The sequence below is a fragment of the Comamonas humi genome, from assembly GCF_054782535.1.
On the sequence record NZ_BAAGSH010000005.1, the window covers coordinates 168991 to 186775 of the forward strand.

The 17785-nt window shown below is 68.2% G+C and carries 18 protein-coding genes; 7 read left to right on the plus strand and 11 right to left on the minus strand.

Going from position 1 to position 17785, the window contains the following annotated elements; translation table 11 throughout:
• Nucleotides 1-2 precede the first annotated feature (2 nt).
• From ACYVKR_RS05105 to ACYVKR_RS05115, 3 genes are read left to right on the plus strand one after another with little or no spacing between them, the layout of a single operon-like run.
• Nucleotides 3-632 carry a hypothetical protein gene (locus ACYVKR_RS05105; RefSeq protein ID WP_460479721.1) on the plus strand — a complete coding sequence of 210 codons (630 nt, stop codon included), beginning with the start codon at nucleotides 3-5 and terminating at the stop codon, nucleotides 630-632.
• 12 nt (nucleotides 633-644) lie between these two features.
• Nucleotides 645-1445 (plus strand): indole-3-glycerol phosphate synthase TrpC, encoded by an 801-nt coding sequence (trpC, locus tag ACYVKR_RS05110; protein WP_460479722.1) that lies wholly within the window; start codon nucleotides 645-647, stop codon nucleotides 1443-1445.
• A gap of 7 nt (nucleotides 1446-1452) precedes the next feature.
• Nucleotides 1453-1989, plus strand: a complete 537-nt coding sequence (locus tag ACYVKR_RS05115) for a carboxymuconolactone decarboxylase family protein (RefSeq protein WP_460479723.1) — start codon at nucleotides 1453-1455, stop codon at nucleotides 1987-1989.
• Between the two features lie 113 nt (nucleotides 1990-2102).
• Here ACYVKR_RS05115 and ACYVKR_RS05120 read toward each other — a convergent pair whose 3' ends face one another.
• Genes ACYVKR_RS05120 through ACYVKR_RS05135 form a run of 4 tightly spaced genes read right to left on the minus strand, consistent with a single transcriptional unit; the run spans nucleotide 2103 to nucleotide 5966 of the window.
• The gene (locus ACYVKR_RS05120) at nucleotides 2103-2921 is read right to left on the minus strand and encodes a ChbG/HpnK family deacetylase (protein ID WP_460479724.1); all 819 of its coding nucleotides are present in this window, start codon (nucleotides 2919-2921) and stop codon (nucleotides 2103-2105) included.
• Nucleotides 2918-3364: a GtrA family protein gene (locus tag ACYVKR_RS05125; RefSeq protein ID WP_460479725.1), complete on the minus strand. Its 447-nt coding sequence runs from the start codon at nucleotides 3362-3364 to the stop codon at nucleotides 2918-2920. Before ACYVKR_RS05125 ends, ACYVKR_RS05120 begins: the two co-directional genes overlap by 4 nt.
• Nucleotides 3348-4352, minus strand: coding sequence for a glycosyltransferase family 2 protein (locus ACYVKR_RS05130; protein WP_460479726.1), 1005 nt, complete (start codon nucleotides 4350-4352; stop codon nucleotides 3348-3350). The genes ACYVKR_RS05125 and ACYVKR_RS05130 overlap by 17 nt, the downstream gene beginning before the upstream one ends.
• 15 nt (nucleotides 4353-4367) lie before the next feature.
• The gene (locus ACYVKR_RS05135; protein WP_460479727.1) at nucleotides 4368-5966 is read right to left on the minus strand and encodes a glycosyltransferase family 39 protein; all 1599 of its coding nucleotides are present in this window, start codon (nucleotides 5964-5966) and stop codon (nucleotides 4368-4370) included.
• Between the two features lie 250 nt (nucleotides 5967-6216).
• Here ACYVKR_RS05135 and ACYVKR_RS05140 point away from each other — a divergent pair, with 250 nt between their 5' ends.
• The 3 genes from ACYVKR_RS05140 to ACYVKR_RS05150 all read left to right on the plus strand — a co-directional run bounded on the left by ACYVKR_RS05140 (nucleotide 6217) and on the right by ACYVKR_RS05150 (nucleotide 8954).
• Complete coding sequence (locus tag ACYVKR_RS05140) at nucleotides 6217-6807, plus strand: bactofilin family protein (protein WP_460479728.1); 591 nt, start codon at nucleotides 6217-6219, stop codon at nucleotides 6805-6807.
• A 206-nt stretch (nucleotides 6808-7013) separates the two neighbouring features.
• A complete protein-coding gene (locus ACYVKR_RS05145; protein ID WP_460479729.1) occupies nucleotides 7014-7955 on the plus strand; it encodes a Bug family tripartite tricarboxylate transporter substrate binding protein in 942 nt (313 codons plus the stop codon).
• 15 nt (nucleotides 7956-7970) lie between these two features.
• Nucleotides 7971-8954: a Bug family tripartite tricarboxylate transporter substrate binding protein gene (locus ACYVKR_RS05150; protein ID WP_460479730.1), complete on the plus strand. Its 984-nt coding sequence runs from the start codon at nucleotides 7971-7973 to the stop codon at nucleotides 8952-8954.
• Nucleotides 8955-9239: 285 nt separating this feature from the next.
• On the opposite strand, the gene ACYVKR_RS05155 is transcribed toward ACYVKR_RS05150, so the two are convergent.
• Genes ACYVKR_RS05155 through ACYVKR_RS05180 form a run of 6 tightly spaced genes read right to left on the minus strand, consistent with a single transcriptional unit; the run spans nucleotide 9240 to nucleotide 16001 of the window.
• Nucleotides 9240-9947, minus strand: coding sequence for a GntR family transcriptional regulator (locus ACYVKR_RS05155; protein WP_460479731.1), 708 nt, complete (start codon nucleotides 9945-9947; stop codon nucleotides 9240-9242).
• 49 nt (nucleotides 9948-9996) lie between these two features.
• Entirely contained in the window at nucleotides 9997-10749 is a 753-nt protein-coding gene (locus ACYVKR_RS05160) for an aspartate/glutamate racemase family protein (protein ID WP_460479732.1), read from the minus strand.
• Nucleotides 10746-12176 carry a dihydropyrimidinase gene (hydA, locus tag ACYVKR_RS05165; protein ID WP_460479733.1) on the minus strand — a complete coding sequence of 477 codons (1431 nt, stop codon included), beginning with the start codon at nucleotides 12174-12176 and terminating at the stop codon, nucleotides 10746-10748. Before hydA ends, ACYVKR_RS05160 begins: the two co-directional genes overlap by 4 nt.
• A gap of 8 nt (nucleotides 12177-12184) precedes the next feature.
• Nucleotides 12185-13363: a serine hydrolase domain-containing protein gene (locus ACYVKR_RS05170; RefSeq protein ID WP_460479734.1), complete on the minus strand. Its 1179-nt coding sequence runs from the start codon at nucleotides 13361-13363 to the stop codon at nucleotides 12185-12187.
• Between the two features lie 33 nt (nucleotides 13364-13396).
• On the minus strand, nucleotides 13397-14647 hold the full coding sequence (locus ACYVKR_RS05175; protein ID WP_460479735.1) for a serine hydrolase domain-containing protein: 1251 nt from the start codon (nucleotides 14645-14647) through the stop codon (nucleotides 13397-13399).
• Nucleotides 14648-14690: 43 nt separating this feature from the next.
• A complete protein-coding gene (locus ACYVKR_RS05180; protein WP_460479736.1) occupies nucleotides 14691-16001 on the minus strand; it encodes an MFS transporter in 1311 nt (436 codons plus the stop codon).
• Between the two features lie 467 nt (nucleotides 16002-16468).
• Between ACYVKR_RS05180 and ACYVKR_RS05185 the strand changes: the two genes are divergently transcribed.
• Nucleotides 16469-17194 carry a maleate cis-trans isomerase family protein gene (locus ACYVKR_RS05185; RefSeq protein WP_460479737.1) on the plus strand — a complete coding sequence of 242 codons (726 nt, stop codon included), beginning with the start codon at nucleotides 16469-16471 and terminating at the stop codon, nucleotides 17192-17194.
• A 111-nt stretch (nucleotides 17195-17305) separates the two neighbouring features.
• Here ACYVKR_RS05185 and ACYVKR_RS05190 read toward each other — a convergent pair whose 3' ends face one another.
• On the minus strand, nucleotides 17306-17719 hold the full coding sequence (locus ACYVKR_RS05190; protein WP_460479738.1) for an acyl-CoA thioesterase: 414 nt from the start codon (nucleotides 17717-17719) through the stop codon (nucleotides 17306-17308).
• Nucleotides 17720-17785: the final 66 nt, after the last annotated feature.

Consider the following 17785-nt stretch of genomic DNA (forward strand, 5'->3'; position numbering starts at 1 on the left):
CGATGACGGTTTCCGCCCAGCAAGCCCTGGCCCCGCTGCTGCAGGCAGTCTCCACGCAGCCGCAGTGGGCGCTGCCCGAGTTCGTCGACCTGGGGCGCCCCGCGTGGGGTGACGCCATGCGGGGGCTGGCCTGGGCCATGGCGGTGGTGATCGCGCTGTCGTTCTGGCAGGCCGCCAGCGGGCGCGAGGCGCTGGCTGCACTCGCCGTCGTGGCGCTGGCATGGCTGGGTCTGCACCGCTGGCGCAGGCGGCGTAGTGCGCCATTGGGCGAAGGGCTGGTCGATGGCGGGCGTGGCTGCGTCGCCGATGTGGCGCAGCGCCGCATCCGCAGCACGGGCATGGAGCCTTCGGTACATTGGCTGCTGGAGCCCGCCGCCGAATGGAGCCTGGGCCGTGTGGCCTTCCAGGACCGTCCGCGGCAGCGCCATGGCTGGCGCGTCGAGCTGCGGCATGCGCGCAAGGGGCCGGTGGCCGTCCTGTGCACGGTGCTGCACATGGACCGCGCCGAGGCGGACCTGCTGGCGCTGGACGCCCTGGTGGACGAGATGGCGCAGCGCCTGGATCTGCGCCAGAGCGGCGACCGCTGTGTACCGCGCGCCGCTGATGGCGGCAGGCGGCTGATGAATGCATGAGAAAGAAACCGTATGTCCGATATTCTGAAAAAAATCTGTGAAGTGAAGGTGGAGGAAGTGGCCGCGGCGCGCAAGAAGGTGCCGCTGGAGGCCATGCGCGCCGATGCCGAAAGCCGCGTGCTCACGCGCGACTTCGAGGGCGCGCTGCGCGCCAAGATCGCCAGGGGCCAGGCCGCGGTGATCGCCGAGGTCAAGAAGGCCAGCCCCAGCAAGGGCGTGATCCGCGCCGACTTCATCCCCGCCGACATCGCGCAGAGCTATGCCGAGGGCGATGGCAAGACCAGCGCCGCCTGCCTGTCGGTGCTGACCGACAAGCAGTTCTTCCAGGGCTCGGTGGACTACCTCAAGCAAGCCCGCGCGAGCTGCGGCCTGCCGGTGCTGCGCAAGGACTTCATGGTCGATCCCTACCAGATCTACGAGTCGCGCGCGATGGGCGCCGACTGCGTGCTGCTGATCGCCGCCTGCCTGGAAGACGCGCAGATGGCCGAGCTCGAGGCCATTGCGCGCAGCCTTGACATGGCCGTGCTGGTCGAGGTGCACGATGCCGAGGAGCTGCAGCGCGCGCTCAAGCTCAAGACGCCGCTGGTGGGCATCAACAACCGCAACCTGCGCAACTTCGAGGTCAGCATCCAGACCACGCTGGATCTGCAGAAGGACGTGCCCGCCGACCGCCTGCTGGTGACCGAATCGGGCATCCTCGCGCCGGCCGACGTGAAGACCATGCGCGACGCCGGCGTGAACGCCTTCCTGGTCGGCGAGGCCTTCATGCGTGCGCCCGAGCCGGGCGAGGCGCTGGCCGCGCTGTTCGGCTGAGCGCGGCATGGCCCGCATTCCCTATGCCGACTGCGGCAGCGAGGCTGTGCGCCCGCTGGCCGAGCGCATCGTCGCCGAGCGCGGCAGCATCCTGCACCTGTACCAGATGCTGATGCACAGCGCGCCGGTGGCCGAGGGCTGGCTGCAGTACCTCACCGCCATCCGCCAGAAGTCGGGGCTGCCGGGCGACCTGCGCGAGCTGGTCATCATGCGCGTGGCCCTGCTCAACCGCGCGCCCTACGAGGCGGACCAGCACGCGCCCATCGCGCTGGCCGAGGGCGTGTCGCAAGCGAAGCTGGATGCGCTCAATGCCTGGCAGGACAGCCTGCTGTTCGATGCGCGCGAACGCGCCGTGCTGGCCTATACCGACGCCATGACGCGCCAGGTGCAGGTGGCCGACGAGGTCTTCGCCGCCGTGGCCGCGCACTTCGAGCCGCCGCGCCTGGTGGAGCTGACCGCCACGGTGGCGGCCTACAACATGGTGTCGCGCTTTCTGGAGGCGATGCAGATCCATTCGCACGATCCGCGTCAGATTCAAAAATAGGAGCTGCTGGCGCTCATTCACTCTTGATTTCAAATGGTTTTCGTATTGAAATCGTTTCGGGATAAGCGCGAACAGCTCCTTTTTCAGGAGCTGTTCGTAGAGCGCAGCTGCCGTCAGCGCAGCAGCTGCAATATCTCCGCCGGCCCTTGCACGATGGCGCAATTGCGCGCCCGCAGCAGCGCGCCGAAGGCCTCGGAGCGCAGGTAGCCATACTCCACTGGCCGCTGCGCGCCGATCGCATCGCCTTGCACCACCGTATCGGCCGGGTGGCACATCAGCAGGCTGCCGCTGCCACAGGCCTGCAGCCACGCATCCATGTGCCGGCCGTAATCCTCGGGCGTGGGCGCATCGAAGCCATAGACGCCGCCAAAGCCCCGGTTGCGCGCCAGCCCCTGGCGGCGCAGCCGGCGCGACAGCGCCCAGCCGCCCAGCGCGGCGATCACCGCGGCCTTGGGCTGCCAGGCCAGCCGGCCCGCAGGCGCGGTCGAGCGCACCCACAGCGGCGGCGCATCGCCGTAGCGGCGCTGCAGCTCGTCCAGCATCGCGGCACGCGCCGCCGGCAACTGGTGCACGTGCTGGTGCCCGTCGATGAAGTCGGGCGGCGTGCCGAGGGCGTTCTCGAAGGCGTCGAGCTGCATGCGCCACTGCGTGCGCAGCCAGTCGCGGTCGAGTCGGCCGGTATAGGCCTGGGCGATGCGCTGGCCGATGCCGGCCGCGGCCTGCTGGCCAAAGCCTTCGGTCAGGTTGAAATGCAGGCCCACGGCCAGGCGCGGGCGCAGCGCGGGCAGGGCCTGCACGGCCTCGCGCCAGCGCGGCGCCGTGGTCATGCAGCTGGTGGCGGACAGGCGGCCCGCGCCGGCCAGCGCCTGCACCGCCGCGTCGATGGCCGGGTGCAGCGCGTAGTCGTCGGCGCACAGGACGATGGGCTTCATGCGTCCACCCGGGCGAAGGCCCAGAACTTGGCGGCCACGAAGGTCAGCACCGAGACGATCAGCAGCACCGCGGCCAGGCTCCAGAAGTAGTGCAGGTGCAGCACGTTCAGCGCCACGAGGTAGAGCACCTCGTTCACCGCGAACGACAGGCAGGCCACGGCGAAGAAGCGCGGGATCGCCTGCAGGTGCGGTGTCTGGTGCTGGGAGAAGGTGAGCAGCGCATGGCCCGCGTAGCTCACGCAGAAGGCCACCAGGAAGGCCAGCACATTCGCCAGCAGCGGCGGCCAGTGCAGGCCCTGCACCAGCGCCGCCACTCCCAGCAGGTGGGTGCCGGCCGCGCAGCCGCCCACGCCCAGGAACTGCAGCGGCTGCGGCAGGCGGCGCAACTGCGCCAGCAGCGGGGCCAGCACGCGCAGCGGCAGCGGATCAGCGCCTTGCGTCATGGGCATCGTCGGGCAGCGGCGGCAGGGGGCTGTGGTTGTCGTCCTCGGCCACCACGTACACCGGCCGGCGCTTGACCTCGGCGTAGATGCGGCCGATGTACTCGCCCAGGATGCCGATGGACAGCAGCTGCACGCCCGAGAACAGCATCAGGCCCGCGGCCAGCGTGGGCCAGCCGTCGACCGCGTTGTCGTGCAGCAGGTAGTCGACCGCGATGAAGATGCCGTAGCCGATGGCCGCCAGCGAGATGACCGCGCCGATCCCGCTCCAGATCTGCAGCGGCAGCGTGGTGAACGAGGTCAGCCCCTGCATGGCCAGCTTGGCCAGCCGGTGCAGGTTGAAGGTGGAGGTGCCGCTCTTGCGCACATCGGGCACGAAGGGCAGGGCCACCGACTGGAAGCCGACCCAGGCGTACAGCCCCTTCATGAAGCGGTTGCGCTCGGGCAAGCGCTTGAGCGCATCGACCACCTTGCGGTCCATGAGCCGGAAGTCGCCGGCGTTGGCCGGGATCTGCACCGCGTTGTCGTGGTTCATCAGCCGGTAGAACACGCCGGTGCCCCAGCGCTTGGCCAGGCCTTCGCCCGCGCGGTCGGCGATCACGCCGTAGACCATGTCATAGCCCGACTGCCACAGCCGCACCATCTCGGGCACCAGCGACAGCGGGTGCTGGAAGTCCGAGTCGATCAGCAGCACGGCATTGCCGCGCGCGTGCTCGATGCCGGCGGACAGCGCGGCCTCCTTGCCGAAGTTGCGCGACAGCTTCAAAAAGCGCATGGGGAACTGCGGCGCCAGCCGCTGCGCGATGGCGGCGGTGGCATCGCGGCTGCCGTCGTCGACCAGCACGATCTCGCACTCGGCGGCCAGCGGCGCCACGGCCGCATGCAGCGCGTGCAGGAAGTCCTCGAGGTGCCCGGCCTCGTTGTAGGCGGGCACCACGCAGCTCAGGACCAGGCGCTCGCGGCCCGGGGGGGATGGATTCAGGGAGGACATGGGGGGATTCTCCGCTCAGCGGGCCTGCGCAGGCAGGTACTCGAAAATCGCGTAGACGTAGGGCTGGGGGTGCGGAAAGCGCCAGTCCATGGGCTTTCGCACCTTGAGCAGCACCGGGCCGACGGCCTGGCCCTGGCGCGCCAGCCACGCGGCGGCCGCGTCTTCGCATTCGGCCGCGGGCGCGGGGGCCTTGCCGTCGGCACCCACCGGGCCACGGCCGCAAAAGAGCAGGCCGCCCTGGCGGGCCCAGTCGGGGTAGTCGTACATCTTGGCTTCGGGGCTGTCGGGCAGGCCGGGCAGCGTGCGGACGGACGGGTCGCCATAGAAGGCTACCAGCGCGTTCTGCGCCCAGTCGCCGCCCACCCAGCGCAGCGGCACATCGGGGTGGGTGCGCCGCCAGTGCGCCACCACGGCCTGGCCGGCGGCTTCGTTCGGGCGGTAGTAGTCGCTGTCCTGGTCGGCGGCCTCGCGGCGCATCTGCACGAAGCCCAGCGCCACCACCAGCGCCAGCGCCGGCCAGAAGGCGCGCGCCAGCGCCGGCAGCGCCCGTGCGGTCGCGGCCGGGTCGGCGGCGTCCAGGTTGCGCAGCCACAGCAGGCTGAAGGCGAAGCCGATCGGGATCGCCCACGGAATCGACAGCGTGACCACGCTGGACAGGCCGAACAGCAGCATGCCCAGCCAGGTGGACAGGGCCAGCCAGAACAGGGTGTCGCCCCAGCCCTGGCTGCGCCAGCTGGTGGCCATGGCGCGCCGCCAGCGGCCGAGCCAGCCGCCGCCCTGGCCCAGCCAGGCATAGACGCCGGTCACGGCCAGCCAGCCCGGCAGCCAGTACAGCACCGGCGAGACCAGGAAGCGCACGATGTGCTTCCACTCCACCCGGCCGTCGCCCTGGTCGGTGGCGTAGCTCAGCGTGATCCAGCCGTGCTTGGCCACCCAGGCCACGTGCGGCGCCAGCGTGGCGGCAAAGGCCAGCAGCGCCAGGTAGGGCCGCGGCGTGCGCAGCCACTGGCGGCCCTGCGGCGTGAGCAAGGTGGGCAGCAAAAAGCCGGCGAGGAACACGCCGCTGACGTATTTGGTGAGCATGCAGGCCGCCGCCAGCACGCCGAGCAGCACGCTGGCCAGCGCGCCGCGCCAGCGCACTTCCTGGAAGCTGGCCAGCAGAAAGGCCGCCGTCCAGGGCCACAGCGACAGCAGCTGCGCATTGGCGTTGAACTTGCCCGCCAGCGTGGTGTACGGAAAGCTCCACAGCAGCAGCAGCACGGCCACCGGCGCAAAGCGCTGCAGCTGCAGGCGCCGCGCCAGGTAGGCCACGCCCGCCAGGCCCACGGCCACGTTCACATACGACAGCGCGCGGTACGAGGCATCACCCGTGGGAAACAGCGAGAACCACAGGCCGGTGGTCCACGAGAAGAACGGCGGGTGCTTGTGCGTGCCCCACTGGAACGACTGCGACCAGGCGTAGTTTTCCAGCATGTCGAAATAGCCGTCGAGGTTACCGTTGGCGAGCCAGCCCACCACGGCCCACACCGTCGCAGAGACGGCAATCCACAGCCACAACTGGCGCCGGAGGCTGGCTGGCCCGGTCAGGGCGTGATCGAAAGAGGCAGCGGTCAAGGCAAGGAAGCGGTATCGGGAAGTAGCGCGCTATTGTAGGGACGGATGCTGAAGCCAGGCTGAGCAATCGCAAGCCCTTGCCCGGCCGTGCGGAAAGACAGTTGTTTGCAAACGTGTGATTTGTGCTGATAATGAAAATATTGATAGCAGCCGCTCCCAACAGAGGTTCTTGTTACGAGCCTTTTCAAATGTGGCAGGGTGCGTGGCTGCGGATTGGATAGCATTCGATTTTTTAACCTAAGGAGAACCGATGGCTGTGCAAAATCCCTTTTTCGGCGGGCGGCGCGAGAGCGAGTCTGGCGCATCCAAGTTTCTGGGCGCCTCACCGGCCTCGGCATCGGGCAGCAGCTTGCCCAGCACGGCCGCGGGATCGGCCAGTTCGGTTCTCGGAGGCGTCATGAACACCAGCAAGAGCGCAGACACCGAGGCAGCGTCCTCCTCCTCCGAATCGGCCGGCAGCAAGCTGACCGTCGGCCCCAATATCAAGCTCAAGGGCGTCGAGATCACCGATTGCGACACCCTGGTGGTGGAGGGTACGGTCGAGGCCACGATGAATTCGCGCGTGATCCAGATCGCGGCGCAGGGCGCATTCCGCGGCTCGGCCGAGATCGACATCGCCGAGATCCATGGCGAGTTCGAGGGCAACCTGACGGTGCGCGACAAGCTGGTGATCTTCGGCTCGGGCCGCGTGCACGGCAAGATCCGCTACGGCAAGGTCATCATCGAAGAGGGCGGCCAGCTCACCGGCGAGATCGAGTGCTCGGCCGGCAGCCGCCCTGCCGCCAGCAAGCCGGTGGCGAGCCACGCCGCCGAAAAGGCCGAGGCGGCCAGCATCGTCTGATCCCTCCTGGCGCCGTACCCCTGCGGCGCACCCCTGCAGGATCTCCCAGGCATGGCGCCGAGCGCCATGCTTTTTTCATGGCGATTGCTTCGCGGCGGGCTAAGCGTGGGTTTTCCAAGCACAAAGCGTCTCTACAGCCTAACCCTAGGCGCCGATCGGCGGCGGCCCCGTATGGTGGTGCCTCGCTTTGATTCGAAGGAGAGCGCATGAAACGGATGATCTGGGCCGCCTGCGTGGCACTGCCGCTGTCGGCCGCAGCCGCGTGGCCCGAGCGGCCCATCACCATGGTCGTGCCCGCGGCGGCGGGCGGCACCACCGACATCGCCGCGCGCGTGCTGGCCGAGAAGATGGGGCGCGACCTCGGCACCTCCATCGTGGTCGAGAACAAGGGCGGTGGCGGCGGCAGCATAGGCACGGCGCAGGTCGCGCGGGCCAAGGCCGACGGCCATACGCTGCTGATGGGCAACATCGGCCCGGTGGCGATCAACTTCAGCCTGTACAAGCAGCTGAGCTACAAGGAGACGGACCTGCGCGGCGTCACCAACGTGATCTCGGTGCCCAACATCCTGGTGGTGAATGCGAACTCGCCGGTCAGGAGCGTGAAGGACCTGGTGGCCCTGGCCAGGACCCGGCCGCTGACCGCGGCGACCTCGGGAGTGGGCCAGTCGCCGCACATGTCCACCGAGATGTTCCGCCAGAAGGCGGGCATCGACGTGACCCTGGTGCCGCACAGCGGCGCCGCGCCCGCGGTGACGGCGCTGCTGGGTTCGCAGGTGGACTTCATGATCGACAACCTGCCCAGCTCCATGCCGCACATCAAGTCGGGCAAGTTCCGCGCGCTGGCCATCACCAGCAAGGACCGCGCCGAGCAGCTGCCCGAGGTGCCGACGATGGCGGAGTCGGGCATCCCCATGCAGGTGACGGCCTGGTTCGGCCTGCTGGCGCCCGCCGGCACGCCGGACGCCATCGTCCACCAGCTGCAGCAGGCCGCGCGCAAGGCCATGCAGACGCCCGAGGTGCGCCAGCGCTTCGCCGACCTGGGCGGCGTGCCCGGCGGCGAGACCCCGGCCGAGTACGACGCCTTCATCGCGCAGGAGCGCAAGAGCTGGGCGCAGATCGTGAAGGCGGCCGGGCTGTCGCTCGAATAAACCAGGAGACCATCGATGCACCCACTTCGTTTCCGCCGCGCGCTGCTGTCCTGCCTGGCCCTGTCCGGCGCTGCCATGCTGGCACCGGTGGCCCAGGCCGCGGACTGGCCCGACAAGCCCATCCAGCTGGTGATTCCCTATCCGCCTGGCGGCAGCGCCGACCTGCTGGGCCGGCCGCTGGCCGTGCAGCTGCAGCAGCAGCTCAAGCAGTCGGTGGTGCTGGAGTACAAGCCCGGCGCGGGCGGCACGCTGGCCTCGCAGTACCTGGCGCGCGCCAAGCCCGACGGCTATACCTTCCTGATGGTGCTGGCCGCGCATGCGATCAACGACAGCCTGTACCCCAAGCTGCCGTACGACACGCGCAAGGATTTCGCGCCGGTCTCGCTGGTGGCCACGCTGCCCATGGTGGTGGCGGGCAGCGCCAAGCTGCCGGCGAAGAACATCCCGGAGCTGATCCAGGCCGCCAAGGCGGCGCCGGGCAAGCTCACCTTCGGCTCGGCGGGCAACGGCAACACCGGCCACCTGGCGGCTGAGTATTTCAGCAGCGTGGCCGGCATCCAGATGACCCATGTGCCCTACAAGGGCAGCGCCGGCGTGGTCAATGCCATGCTGGCGGGCGATATCGACCTCACGTTCGACAGCATCTCCACCTCGATGCCGCACATCCGCAGCGGGCGCATGCATGCGCTGGCCGTGACCAGCCCGAAGCGCTCGGCGCTGGCGCCCGAGGTGCCGACCATCCAGGAGCAGGGGGTAGCCGGTTTCGACGTGACGGGCTGGTACGCCATCATCGCGCCGGTGGCCACGCCGCTGGCCGTGCGGCAGAAGTTCAGCGAGGAAATCGCCGCGGCGCTGAAGCAGCCGGCAGTGCAGTCGCAGTTGGCCGCGAGCGGCTACGATCCGGTCGGCTCGACGCCGCAGGCCTTGCAATCGCATATCGACAGCGAGATCGCCCGCTGGGCCAAGGTGGTCAAGGCCACTGGGGCGAAGGTCGATTGAGGCCTCCGAGGGCTTAGGGCCTGTTCACCTAAAACTAGGAGTGCGAAGGACGGATGCCGGGATGCAGCGCTAGACGCGGTGCCCAGCTCATAGCCGTAGCTATGGGCTGGGTGCCGTAACACCGCGATGCGCCCGGCATTCGTCCTTCCCTTCGGGTTGCCCCGCCGTGGGGCGCCTGCTTTGTCGCCCGGTACTCCCCATAGCTACGGCTATGGGGAGTACCGGGCTTCGCGCATCCATCCCCACGGCGGGGCAACGCATCTCCCAGTTTTAGGTGAACAGGCCCTAGCCCAGCACCGACTCCAGGTCGATGCCCTCGCTCTCGTTGGTCAGCTCCAGGCTGTCCTCGATGTGGGCGAGGTGCGCCAGCATCAGCTTGCGCGCCAGCGGCAGGTCCTTGGCCTTGACGGCCTCGACGATCTGCCGGTGCTCGTCGACCCGGCAGCTCATCGCGGTGGGCGCGTCGTAGAGGGAGATCGTCAGGCAGGTGAGTGTCGACAGCTCCTTCATCGCCCGGATGAGCAGCGAGTTGCCCGCCAGTTCGGCCAGCAGCGTGTGGAATTCGCCGGAGAGGCGCACCACGGCGTGCTTGTCGTTGGTGCGGCGCGCCTCTTCCTCGTGGGCGAGGTGGTCTTCGAGGCGGCGGTACTTTTCCTCGTCGAAATGGCGTGCCAGGCGCTCCAGCACGCCCGGTTCCACGGTGCGCCGGGCCTCGAACACGTCGCGCGCCTGCTCCACCGTGGGCTTGGCGACGAAGGCGCCGCGCTGCGGTATCAGCTCCACCACCTGCTCGTGCGACAGGCGGGCAAGCACCTCGCGGATCCGGGGGCGGTTGGTGCCATAGATGGTCGCCAGCCGGTCCTCGCCCAGCTTGGTGCCGGGCACCAGCCGGTGTTCCAGGATGGCGTTGGAGATGTTTTCCACGATCTCGTCGGCGGAAAACTCCCGTTTCGGCGAGGCGGTGGTTTTCTTCTTGCTCACTTTGCTTGTCATGGGGGCGATTTTATCCAAGCGCCCCCTCTGGTTCGGTATGTGCCGCCTATCAGGCCGACGGCTCCCCGTAGAGCAGCTTGGCGATGCCCTGTGGCAGGTTCTTGTGCTCCTTCTTCGGCGGGCGCGCGAAGCTGCCGCGCTGCGCCGGCGACGGGTTCAGCGACGCCAGGGTCTGCGCATGGCAGACCGCGCTCGAGACGCCATCGACGACCGGCACCGGGATCTGGTCCTTGATGGACCGCGCCAGCCCGGCCAGCGGCGCTCCGGCGATGATGAGCACATCGGCGCCGTCCTCGTCGACGGCGGCCTGGCACAGCGCGCGCAGCGTCTCGCCGTGGTCCTCCTGCACCGCGCCGATGCTGCGCAGCGGCGTGTCCAGGCAGCGGATGCTGGCCAGGCGCCCTTCCAGGCCGTTGGCCTGCACCACCTCGCGGTACCAGGCGGTGATGCGCCGCGAGATCGCGATGATGGAAAAGCGCTTGCCCAGCAGGCAGGCGCTCATCAGCGCCGATTCGGTCATGCCGACGACGGGGATGTCCAGGGCTTCGCGCAGGCCGTCGATGCCGGGGTCGCCGAATGCCGCGACCACGATGGCGTCATAGTTGCCGCATTGTTCGGCGGCAATGGTGGCGGTGGCGTAGGCGCCGATGAGCGACTCGAAGCGCGTTTCGATGTAGGCCATGCCGAACTGCGCCGTCATCACGGTGACCTCGGTGCCGGGCGCCGCGGCGCGGCGCGCCTCGGCTTCGATCAGGTCGCTGACGCTTTGCGAGATGTTCGGGTTGATGAGCAGCAGTTTCATGTCGATTCCTTGGAGCGGATGGGGAGCAGGCTGGGGCGGCCGCGGCGCAGGTACTCGCCCTGTCCGGGGCGGGGGTGGAACTCGCCGTCCCACACCACCTCGCCGCGCGACAGCGTCAGCGCCGGCCAGGCCTGGAGCTCGATGCCCTCGTAGGGCGTGTAGTCGACGGCATGGTGCAGGTCGGCATTGCGGATGGTGCAGGGTTTTTCGTCCCAGATCACGATGTCGGCGTCCGCGCCGACCGCAATGGTGCCCTTGCGCGGGTGCAGCCCGTAGGTCTTTGCCGGGTTGGTGGCCGTGAGCTCGACGAAGCGGTTGAGGGTCAGGCGCCCCTGCAGCACGCCGTGCGTGTACAGCAGCGGCATGCGCGTCTCCAGGCCCGGAATGCCGTTCGGGATGTGCTTGAACGCCACTTCCTCGCCGTTCGGCTTCTTGCCCTCGGGCGCGTCGAAGTTGAAGGGCGCATGGTCGGAGCTGAACACGGTGAACAGGCCGTCGGCCAGGCCGTTCCAGATCACTTCCTGGTTCTCGCGGTTGCGCGGCGGCGGGCTGCAGACGCACTTGGCGCCGTGGTAGCTGTCGTCGATGCCGAGATCCTCGGCGGTGAGGAAAAGGTACTGCGGGCAGGTCTCGGCGAACACATGCAGGCCGTGGGCGCGCGCCCAGCGGATCTGCTCCACGGCCTCGCGGCCCGACACGTGCACGATAAGGATGGGCGTGTCCACCAGCTCGCCCAGCGCGATGGCCCGGTGCGTGGCCTCGCGCTCGACCAGCATGGGCCGGGAATGGGCGTGGTAGCGCGGCGCGGTGCGGCCGGCGGCTTCGAGGCGCTTGGTCAGCCACTCGATGCAGTCGGCGTTCTCGGCATGGATCATGGCCATCGCATCGTGCTTGCGCGCGATCTCCAGCACGTCCAGGATCTGGCCATCGTCGAGCTTCATGTCGTCGTAGGTCATGTAGATCTTGAACGAGGTGTAGCCCTCCTGGATCAGCGCCGGCAGCTCGTTGGTCAGCACCTCGGGGGTGGGGTCGCTCACGATCAGGTGGAAGGCATGGTCGATGTGGGCCTTGCCTTCGGCGCGGCGGTGGTAGTCCTCCACCGCGGCGCGCAGCGACTGGCCCTTGTGCTGGGCCGCGAAGGGGATCACCGTGGTCGTGCCGCCGCAGGCCGCGGCGCGCGTGCCCGAGTCGAAGTCGTCGGCCATCTTGGCCGGGGCTTCCATGGGCTGGTCCAGGTGGCAGTGCGCGTCGACGCCGCCGGGCGTCACCGTGCGGCCCGCGGCGTCGATCTCGCGCTTGCCCGCAGGCAGGCCAAGGCCGAGCTGGACGATGCGGCCGCCTCGGATGCCGATGTCGGCGTCAAAGATGTCGCTGGCGGTGGCGACGCGCGCATTGCGCACCACCAGATCAAATTCGCTGGAACTCATGCTGAATGTCAAAGTTTGGGGGTATCGGTGGGGTCGGCCGGCGCTCCGGACTTGCCCTGGTGGCGCGACGCGAGTTCAAGCTCCTGCGCCAGAGCCTTCTGGCTGGCGGGCGTGGGCTTGGCATGTGCCTGGTTGTCCAGGGCCGGCAGCACATAGTCCTTGACCATGCGCCGGATGGCCAGCACGTTCTGGGATTCGCGCAGGCCGCCCTCGATGGGCAGCATGCTGGTCATGACTACCACGGCGTTGCGCTCGGGCAGGGCTACGATGAACTGGCCCTTGAAGCCCATGGCGTGGGTCTCGGGTTCGGTGGCGACGATGTCGTTGATCCACCAGTAGTAGCCGTACCACGGCGCCGAGGTGGGCGCGGTCATGGTGCGCATCCAGGCCTGCGAGACGAGCTGCTTGCCGTCCCAGCGGCCACCGGTCAGCACCAGCTGGCCGAGCTTGGCCATGTCGACAGCGCGCAGGCGCAGGCCCCAACCGGAGGAGACCAGGCCCTTGTCGTCGGCCCGCTCCCAGGCATAGTGCGCCATGCCCATGGGCTTGAACAGCCTGGCCGCGGCAAAGTCCTGCAGCGGCATGCCGGCGTCGGCGCCCAGCGTGGCGCTGGCCAGGATGGGGTTCACGTCGGTGTAGTCGAAAGCCGTGCCGGGCGTGACCTTGGGCGTGGTTTCGGCCGCCAGCTTCAGGCGGTCGGGCGCGCCGTAGTAGATGGGATCGTCGGTGGGCTTGAAGTTGTAGACCAGGCCGGTGGACATGGACAGCACGTGGCGCAGCTCGATGGCCTGCTTGTCGGCGAAGGCCTTCTCCAGGTCGGGCCTGGCCTTGGCCAGGATGGGCGCGACCTTCTCGTCGAGCCTGGTGCGGCCTTCGTCCACCAGCACGCCGGCGGCCAGCGCTGTCACGTTCTTGGTGATGGAGTACAGCTCGTAGTTGTGGTTGCGCGTCAGGCCCTTGCTGTAGCGCTCGTAGATCAGCTTGCCGTCCTTGACGACGAGGAAGCTGCGTACGTCGAGGTTCTCCTTGCGGATCATCTGCGACAGCTGCACCAGCGGGCGCGAATCGACGCCCACGCTCTCGGGCGAGGCGGTGGGCAGGTCCGTGGCCTGGGCCAGCAGGGGCGCGGCGACGGCCAGTGCGATGGACAGGGCGCCGGCGGTGCGGGAAAGGCGGAAGTTGGTCATGGTGGTGGTTCTCCTGGGGGCGGGGCTCGCGGCTCAGCGCTCGGGGCCATCGTTGAAGGCCAGGTCGGTGCCGGGCTTGCCGCGGCTTTGCAGGGCCAGCGCCAGCTCCTGGCCGAGCGCCTGCTGGGCCGCCTGGCTGGGCTGCGGGCGCGGCAGTGTCTGCATCGCCGGCAGGATGTAGTCGTTGACCATGCGGCGGTACAGGTTCAGGTAGGTGCCGGTGCGCAGGCCGCCGTCGGTGGGCAGGATGCCGGTCATCACGACCACGGCGTTCTGCTGGGGCAGCACGGTGATGAACTGGCCCTTGAAGCCCATCGCGCCGAACTCGGGCTCGGACTCGACGATGTGGTTGATCCAGGTGTAGTAGCCATAGTCCTGCGCCGTGGCGCCGGCCTGCGGCTTGGACATGCGCTGGATCCAGCCGGCCGGAACCACCTGTTTGCCCTGCCAGCGGCCCTGGTCGAGCATCAGCTGGCCGAGCTTGGCCATGTCGATGGCGCGCAGGCGCAGGCCCCAGCCGCCCGAGACGGTGCCGGTCTGGTCGGCGCCGGTCCAGCGGTAGTTGCGCATGCCCAGCGGCTTGAACAGGTGCTGCTCGGCATAGGCATCCTCGCGCTGGCCGGCGGCCGCGGCGATCGAGGCGCCGACCAACACCGGGTTGGCATCGGTGTACTCGAAGCGCGTGGACGGCGGGATGCGCGGCGTGGTGGACAGCGCCACCTTCAGCCGGTCGGGCGCCTGGAAGTACAGCGGATCGGAGCCTTCGACCTGCCGGTAGAGCAGGCCGCTGGACATGGCCATCAGGTTGCCGAGGCTGATGGCCTGCTTGTCGGCCAGCTGGGCCTTGAACTCGGGATGGGTCTTGGCGATCCAGCCCGCGGCCTTGTCGCTGGTGGCGATCTTGCCCTGGCCTTCGAGCACGCCGAAGGTCAGCGCCGTGATGGTCTTGGTGACCGAATACAGCTCGTAGTTGTGGTCGCGCGTCAGCCCGTTGCTGTAGCGCTCGTAGATCAGCTTGCCGTCCTTGATGACCAGCAGGCTGCGCACGTCGAGCTGGTCCTTGCGGATCCACTCGGACATGCGCACCAGCGGTGCCGAATCGACGCCCACGCTCTCGGGCGCGGCGGCGGGAAAGTCAGCCGCCGCGGTGGCGACGGGGGCAGAGGCTGCCGGTGCGGCCCCCGCGCTACCCGTGGCAGCCGGCGTGCCGGCGCAGGCGGCCAGGGTCGATACGAGGGCCGAGACGCAGGCCAGGGACAAGCTGCGTTGAACAGGAGTTTTCATGAAGCGCTCCGTGGAAACGGGTGGTTGCGGGGGGCGGTAGCGGTCAGACCGGGATCTTCTTGCTGTAGTCGATCAGCAGCGACGAGCAGATGAAGAGGCCTGCGCCGGCGGCGGCGAAGAGCATCATGGCCATGTCGTACGAGCCGGTGGCCTGGACGATCACGCCCACCAGGATCGGCACGCCGATGCCGGCGCAGTTGCCACCCAGGTTCATCACGCCGCCCAGGAAGCCGACGCGCTTGCGGGTGCCCAGGATGGAAGGCACGCACCAGAACAGGCCGCACCAGCGCAGGAAGAACAGCGTCACCGACAGCAGGATCACGATGGTCACGGGGTCCTTGAAGCGGGCCACGTTGTAGATGGCCACGGTGGCGATCACCGAAGCGATGCCGAACAGCGTGCGCAGCACCTTGGCCTGCGAAGCGCCGGCGGCCTTCCACTTGTCGGCGATCCAGCCGCCGACCATCTCGCCGACGAAGCCGGAGAAGAACATGATGAACACTGCGCCGCCCATCTGCTTGATGTCCATGTTGTGCACCTTGGACAGGTAGGTGGGCATCCAGGTCAGCAGGCCGTAGAACAGCGCGTTGAAGCACATCCAGCCGAAGAACATGCCCCAGACCGAGCGGTACTTGAAGAAGTCCATCACCTTGCCGCTGGAATGGGCGGGTTCGGCGGCTAGGTCGGCGGCGTGGGACTGCTCGATGAAGGAGGCCTCGGCCTCATTGACGCCGGGGTGCTGGCGCGGGTGGTTGCGGATGTACCACCAGGCGAAGACACCCGCGATCATGGTGCCCACGCCGGCCACCACGAAGGAAATGCGCCAGGAGTCGAAGTGGGTCAGCAGGCCCGCGATGATCAGCGCGCCCAGGGCCGCGCCCAGCGGGGCGCCGCCGTCCAGCAGCGTGGCGCCGCGGCCGCGCTCGTTCTGGGTCATCCAGATGCCGTTGAGCTTGCCGCCGGCCGGGTAGATCGGCGCTTCGGACGCGCCCAGGCCCAGCCGGGTGACCAGCAGCGACACCCAGCCGGTGCAGGCGGCGGCGATGGCCTGGAAGAAGCCCCAGCCCAGCGTGGAGCAGACGATCACGATGCGCGGACCGAAGCGGTCGGCCAGCATGCCGCCGGGGATCTGCATGAAGGCATAGGTCCAGAAGAAGGAGCTCATCAGCAGGCCCTGGACGGCGGGGCTGAGATCGAACTCCTTGGCGATCATGGGCATGGCCACCGACAGCGAGGCGCGGTCGATGTAGTTGATCGCGATCAGGAAAAGCATCATCAGGAAGATCTTCCATCGCACCTTCGTCGGTGCGGCCGTCGCGCTCATGGCGGCGGCTGTGGTCGTTGGGGTTTGCATGTGCAGTCTCCTTGCGCGTGGCATGCAGCGTGGGCATGCCGGGTGGTATTCGGGGTCCGCAGGCTGTTCCCGTTTGCGCCTGTCGGAGCTGCAGAGGTTTCTGCAGTGGCGCAAATTTAAGTGTAGACAAGATTGTAGACATTAGAGTTTTCACTAATGTTTGAGTATTTGTGAGAAATTCCTGACTATGGCCAAATTCCTTTTGATTGTCTTTGGATTGATTGTTTACAGAGGTGTTGACGGTTTGTTCAGATCCGGTGCAGAATCGCCGGGTCTGTCCATCTGATGTATGGAAGCGCAGGGATGAAGCCGGGCGAGGGGCGTTGGCTCGGTCATGGCTATGGGTCCTGGTGCGCGGCGCTGTGCCGCCGCACCGAATGCGCCCGGCGTTCGCCCCCAGGGGCGGCCAACGCATCTCCTCTTGCGAGGCGGGCAGGCACCAACCCCTCAAACCCTAGGAGACTTCAATGACCAAACCTCTGCGCATGGGCGTGCTCACGCCGTCCTCGAACACCGCGCTGGAGCCGCTGACCTCGGCGCTGGCCGCTTCCGTGCCGGACTGCAGTGCCCATTTCTCGCGCTTCACCGTGACGGAGATCTCGCTGTCGCAGCAGGCCTTGGGCCAGTTCGACGACAGCAAGATCCTGGCCGCCGCCGAGCTGCTGGCCGATGCCAAGGTGGATGTGATCGGCTGGAGCGGCACCGCCGCCGGCTGGCGCGGCTTCGACGCCGACCTGCGGCTGTGCGAGCGCATCACCGAGCGCACCGGCATCAAGGCCACGACGGCCATCCTGGCGCTCAACGAGCTGATCGAGCGCATGGGCATCCGCAAGCTGGCGCTGGTGTCGCCCTACACCGGCGACGTGCAGGACCTCATCGTCAAGAACTACGAGGCGATCGGTGTCGAGATCGTGGCCGAGCGCCACCTGGACATCACCGTCAACCACGACTTCGCGCTGGTCACGCCCGAGAAGCTCTACGAGCTGATGGGCGAGGTGGCAGAGGCCCGCCCGGACGGCGTGGTGACCTACTGCACCAACCTGCGCGCCGCGCAGCTGGCCACGGCAGCCGAGGCCGAGTTCGGCTTCACGCTGCTGGACACCGTGAGCACGACGGTCTGGGGCATGCTGGGCGCGGCAGGCCGCGACCCGAAGACGGTGCGCGGCTGGGGCCGCCTGTTCGACTGCGCCTGATCCCTGGGGCGGCCCGGCCGCCCTGGCCGTCACTCCGCTGACGGCCCGCTTTGTAGCGCCACCGGCATTTCTCTAGGAGCCGGTGGCGTTTTTTTATGCCGCGATGGCGGCTCAGGCGCCGAGCGGCGGCACCTTGCGCGGCTGGCCGTTGTCGTCGATGGCCACATAGGTCGCGGTGGCCTGCGTCACCAGCACGTACTCGCCGGGCCGGTGCATGCGTTCGGCGATGGCCTCGACCTCGACGGTCATCGAGGTCGTGCCCACGCGCGAGAGCTTGGCGTAGAACGAGACGATGTCGCCCACGCGCACCGGCTGGCGGAAGACGAACTCCTTCACCGCCACGGTGGCGATCCTGCCGTGGGCATGGCGGGCCGGCAGCACGGCGCCGGCCAGGTCGAACTGCGACATGACCCAGCCGCCAAAGATGTCGCCGTTGGCATTGCAGTCCCCGGGCATGGGAATGACGCGCAGCACCAGCTCCATGTCGGCGGGCAGTTCGGTGGAGGTGATTCGAGGGCTAGGCATGGGTAGGGAGGGCACAATGGAAAGGTTTTGCTAATCCGTGATTGTCTCCGATGCGACGCTTTCCTG

Coding starts and splice junctions, on each gene's coding strand:
- ACYVKR_RS05185 (WP_460479737.1), top strand. CDS start 16,469: ATGACCAAACCTCTGCGCATGGGCGTGCTCACGCCGTCCTCGAACACC.
- ACYVKR_RS05130 (WP_460479726.1), bottom strand. CDS start 4,352: ATGTCCTCCCTGAATCCATCCCCCCCGGGCCGCGAGCGCCTGGTCCTG.
- ACYVKR_RS05125 (WP_460479725.1), bottom strand. CDS start 3,364: ATGACGCAAGGCGCTGATCCGCTGCCGCTGCGCGTGCTGGCCCCGCTG.
- ACYVKR_RS05120 (WP_460479724.1), bottom strand. CDS start 2,921: ATGAAGCCCATCGTCCTGTGCGCCGACGACTACGCGCTGCACCCGGCC.
- hydA (WP_460479733.1), bottom strand. CDS start 12,176: ATGAGTTCCAGCGAATTTGATCTGGTGGTGCGCAATGCGCGCGTCGCC.
- ACYVKR_RS05170 (WP_460479734.1), bottom strand. CDS start 13,363: ATGACCAACTTCCGCCTTTCCCGCACCGCCGGCGCCCTGTCCATCGCA.
- ACYVKR_RS05105 (WP_460479721.1), top strand. CDS start 3: ATGACGGTTTCCGCCCAGCAAGCCCTGGCCCCGCTGCTGCAGGCAGTC.
- trpC (WP_460479722.1), top strand. CDS start 645: ATGTCCGATATTCTGAAAAAAATCTGTGAAGTGAAGGTGGAGGAAGTG.
- ACYVKR_RS05175 (WP_460479735.1), bottom strand. CDS start 14,647: ATGAAAACTCCTGTTCAACGCAGCTTGTCCCTGGCCTGCGTCTCGGCC.
- ACYVKR_RS05145 (WP_460479729.1), top strand. CDS start 7,014: ATGAAACGGATGATCTGGGCCGCCTGCGTGGCACTGCCGCTGTCGGCC.
- ACYVKR_RS05150 (WP_460479730.1), top strand. CDS start 7,971: ATGCACCCACTTCGTTTCCGCCGCGCGCTGCTGTCCTGCCTGGCCCTG.
- ACYVKR_RS05190 (WP_460479738.1), bottom strand. CDS start 17,719: ATGCCTAGCCCTCGAATCACCTCCACCGAACTGCCCGCCGACATGGAG.
- ACYVKR_RS05180 (WP_460479736.1), bottom strand. CDS start 16,001: ATGCAAACCCCAACGACCACAGCCGCCGCCATGAGCGCGACGGCCGCA.
- ACYVKR_RS05140 (WP_460479728.1), top strand. CDS start 6,217: ATGGCTGTGCAAAATCCCTTTTTCGGCGGGCGGCGCGAGAGCGAGTCT.
- ACYVKR_RS05160 (WP_460479732.1), bottom strand. CDS start 10,749: ATGAAACTGCTGCTCATCAACCCGAACATCTCGCAAAGCGTCAGCGAC.
- ACYVKR_RS05155 (WP_460479731.1), bottom strand. CDS start 9,947: ATGACAAGCAAAGTGAGCAAGAAGAAAACCACCGCCTCGCCGAAACGG.
- ACYVKR_RS05115 (WP_460479723.1), top strand. CDS start 1,453: ATGGCCCGCATTCCCTATGCCGACTGCGGCAGCGAGGCTGTGCGCCCG.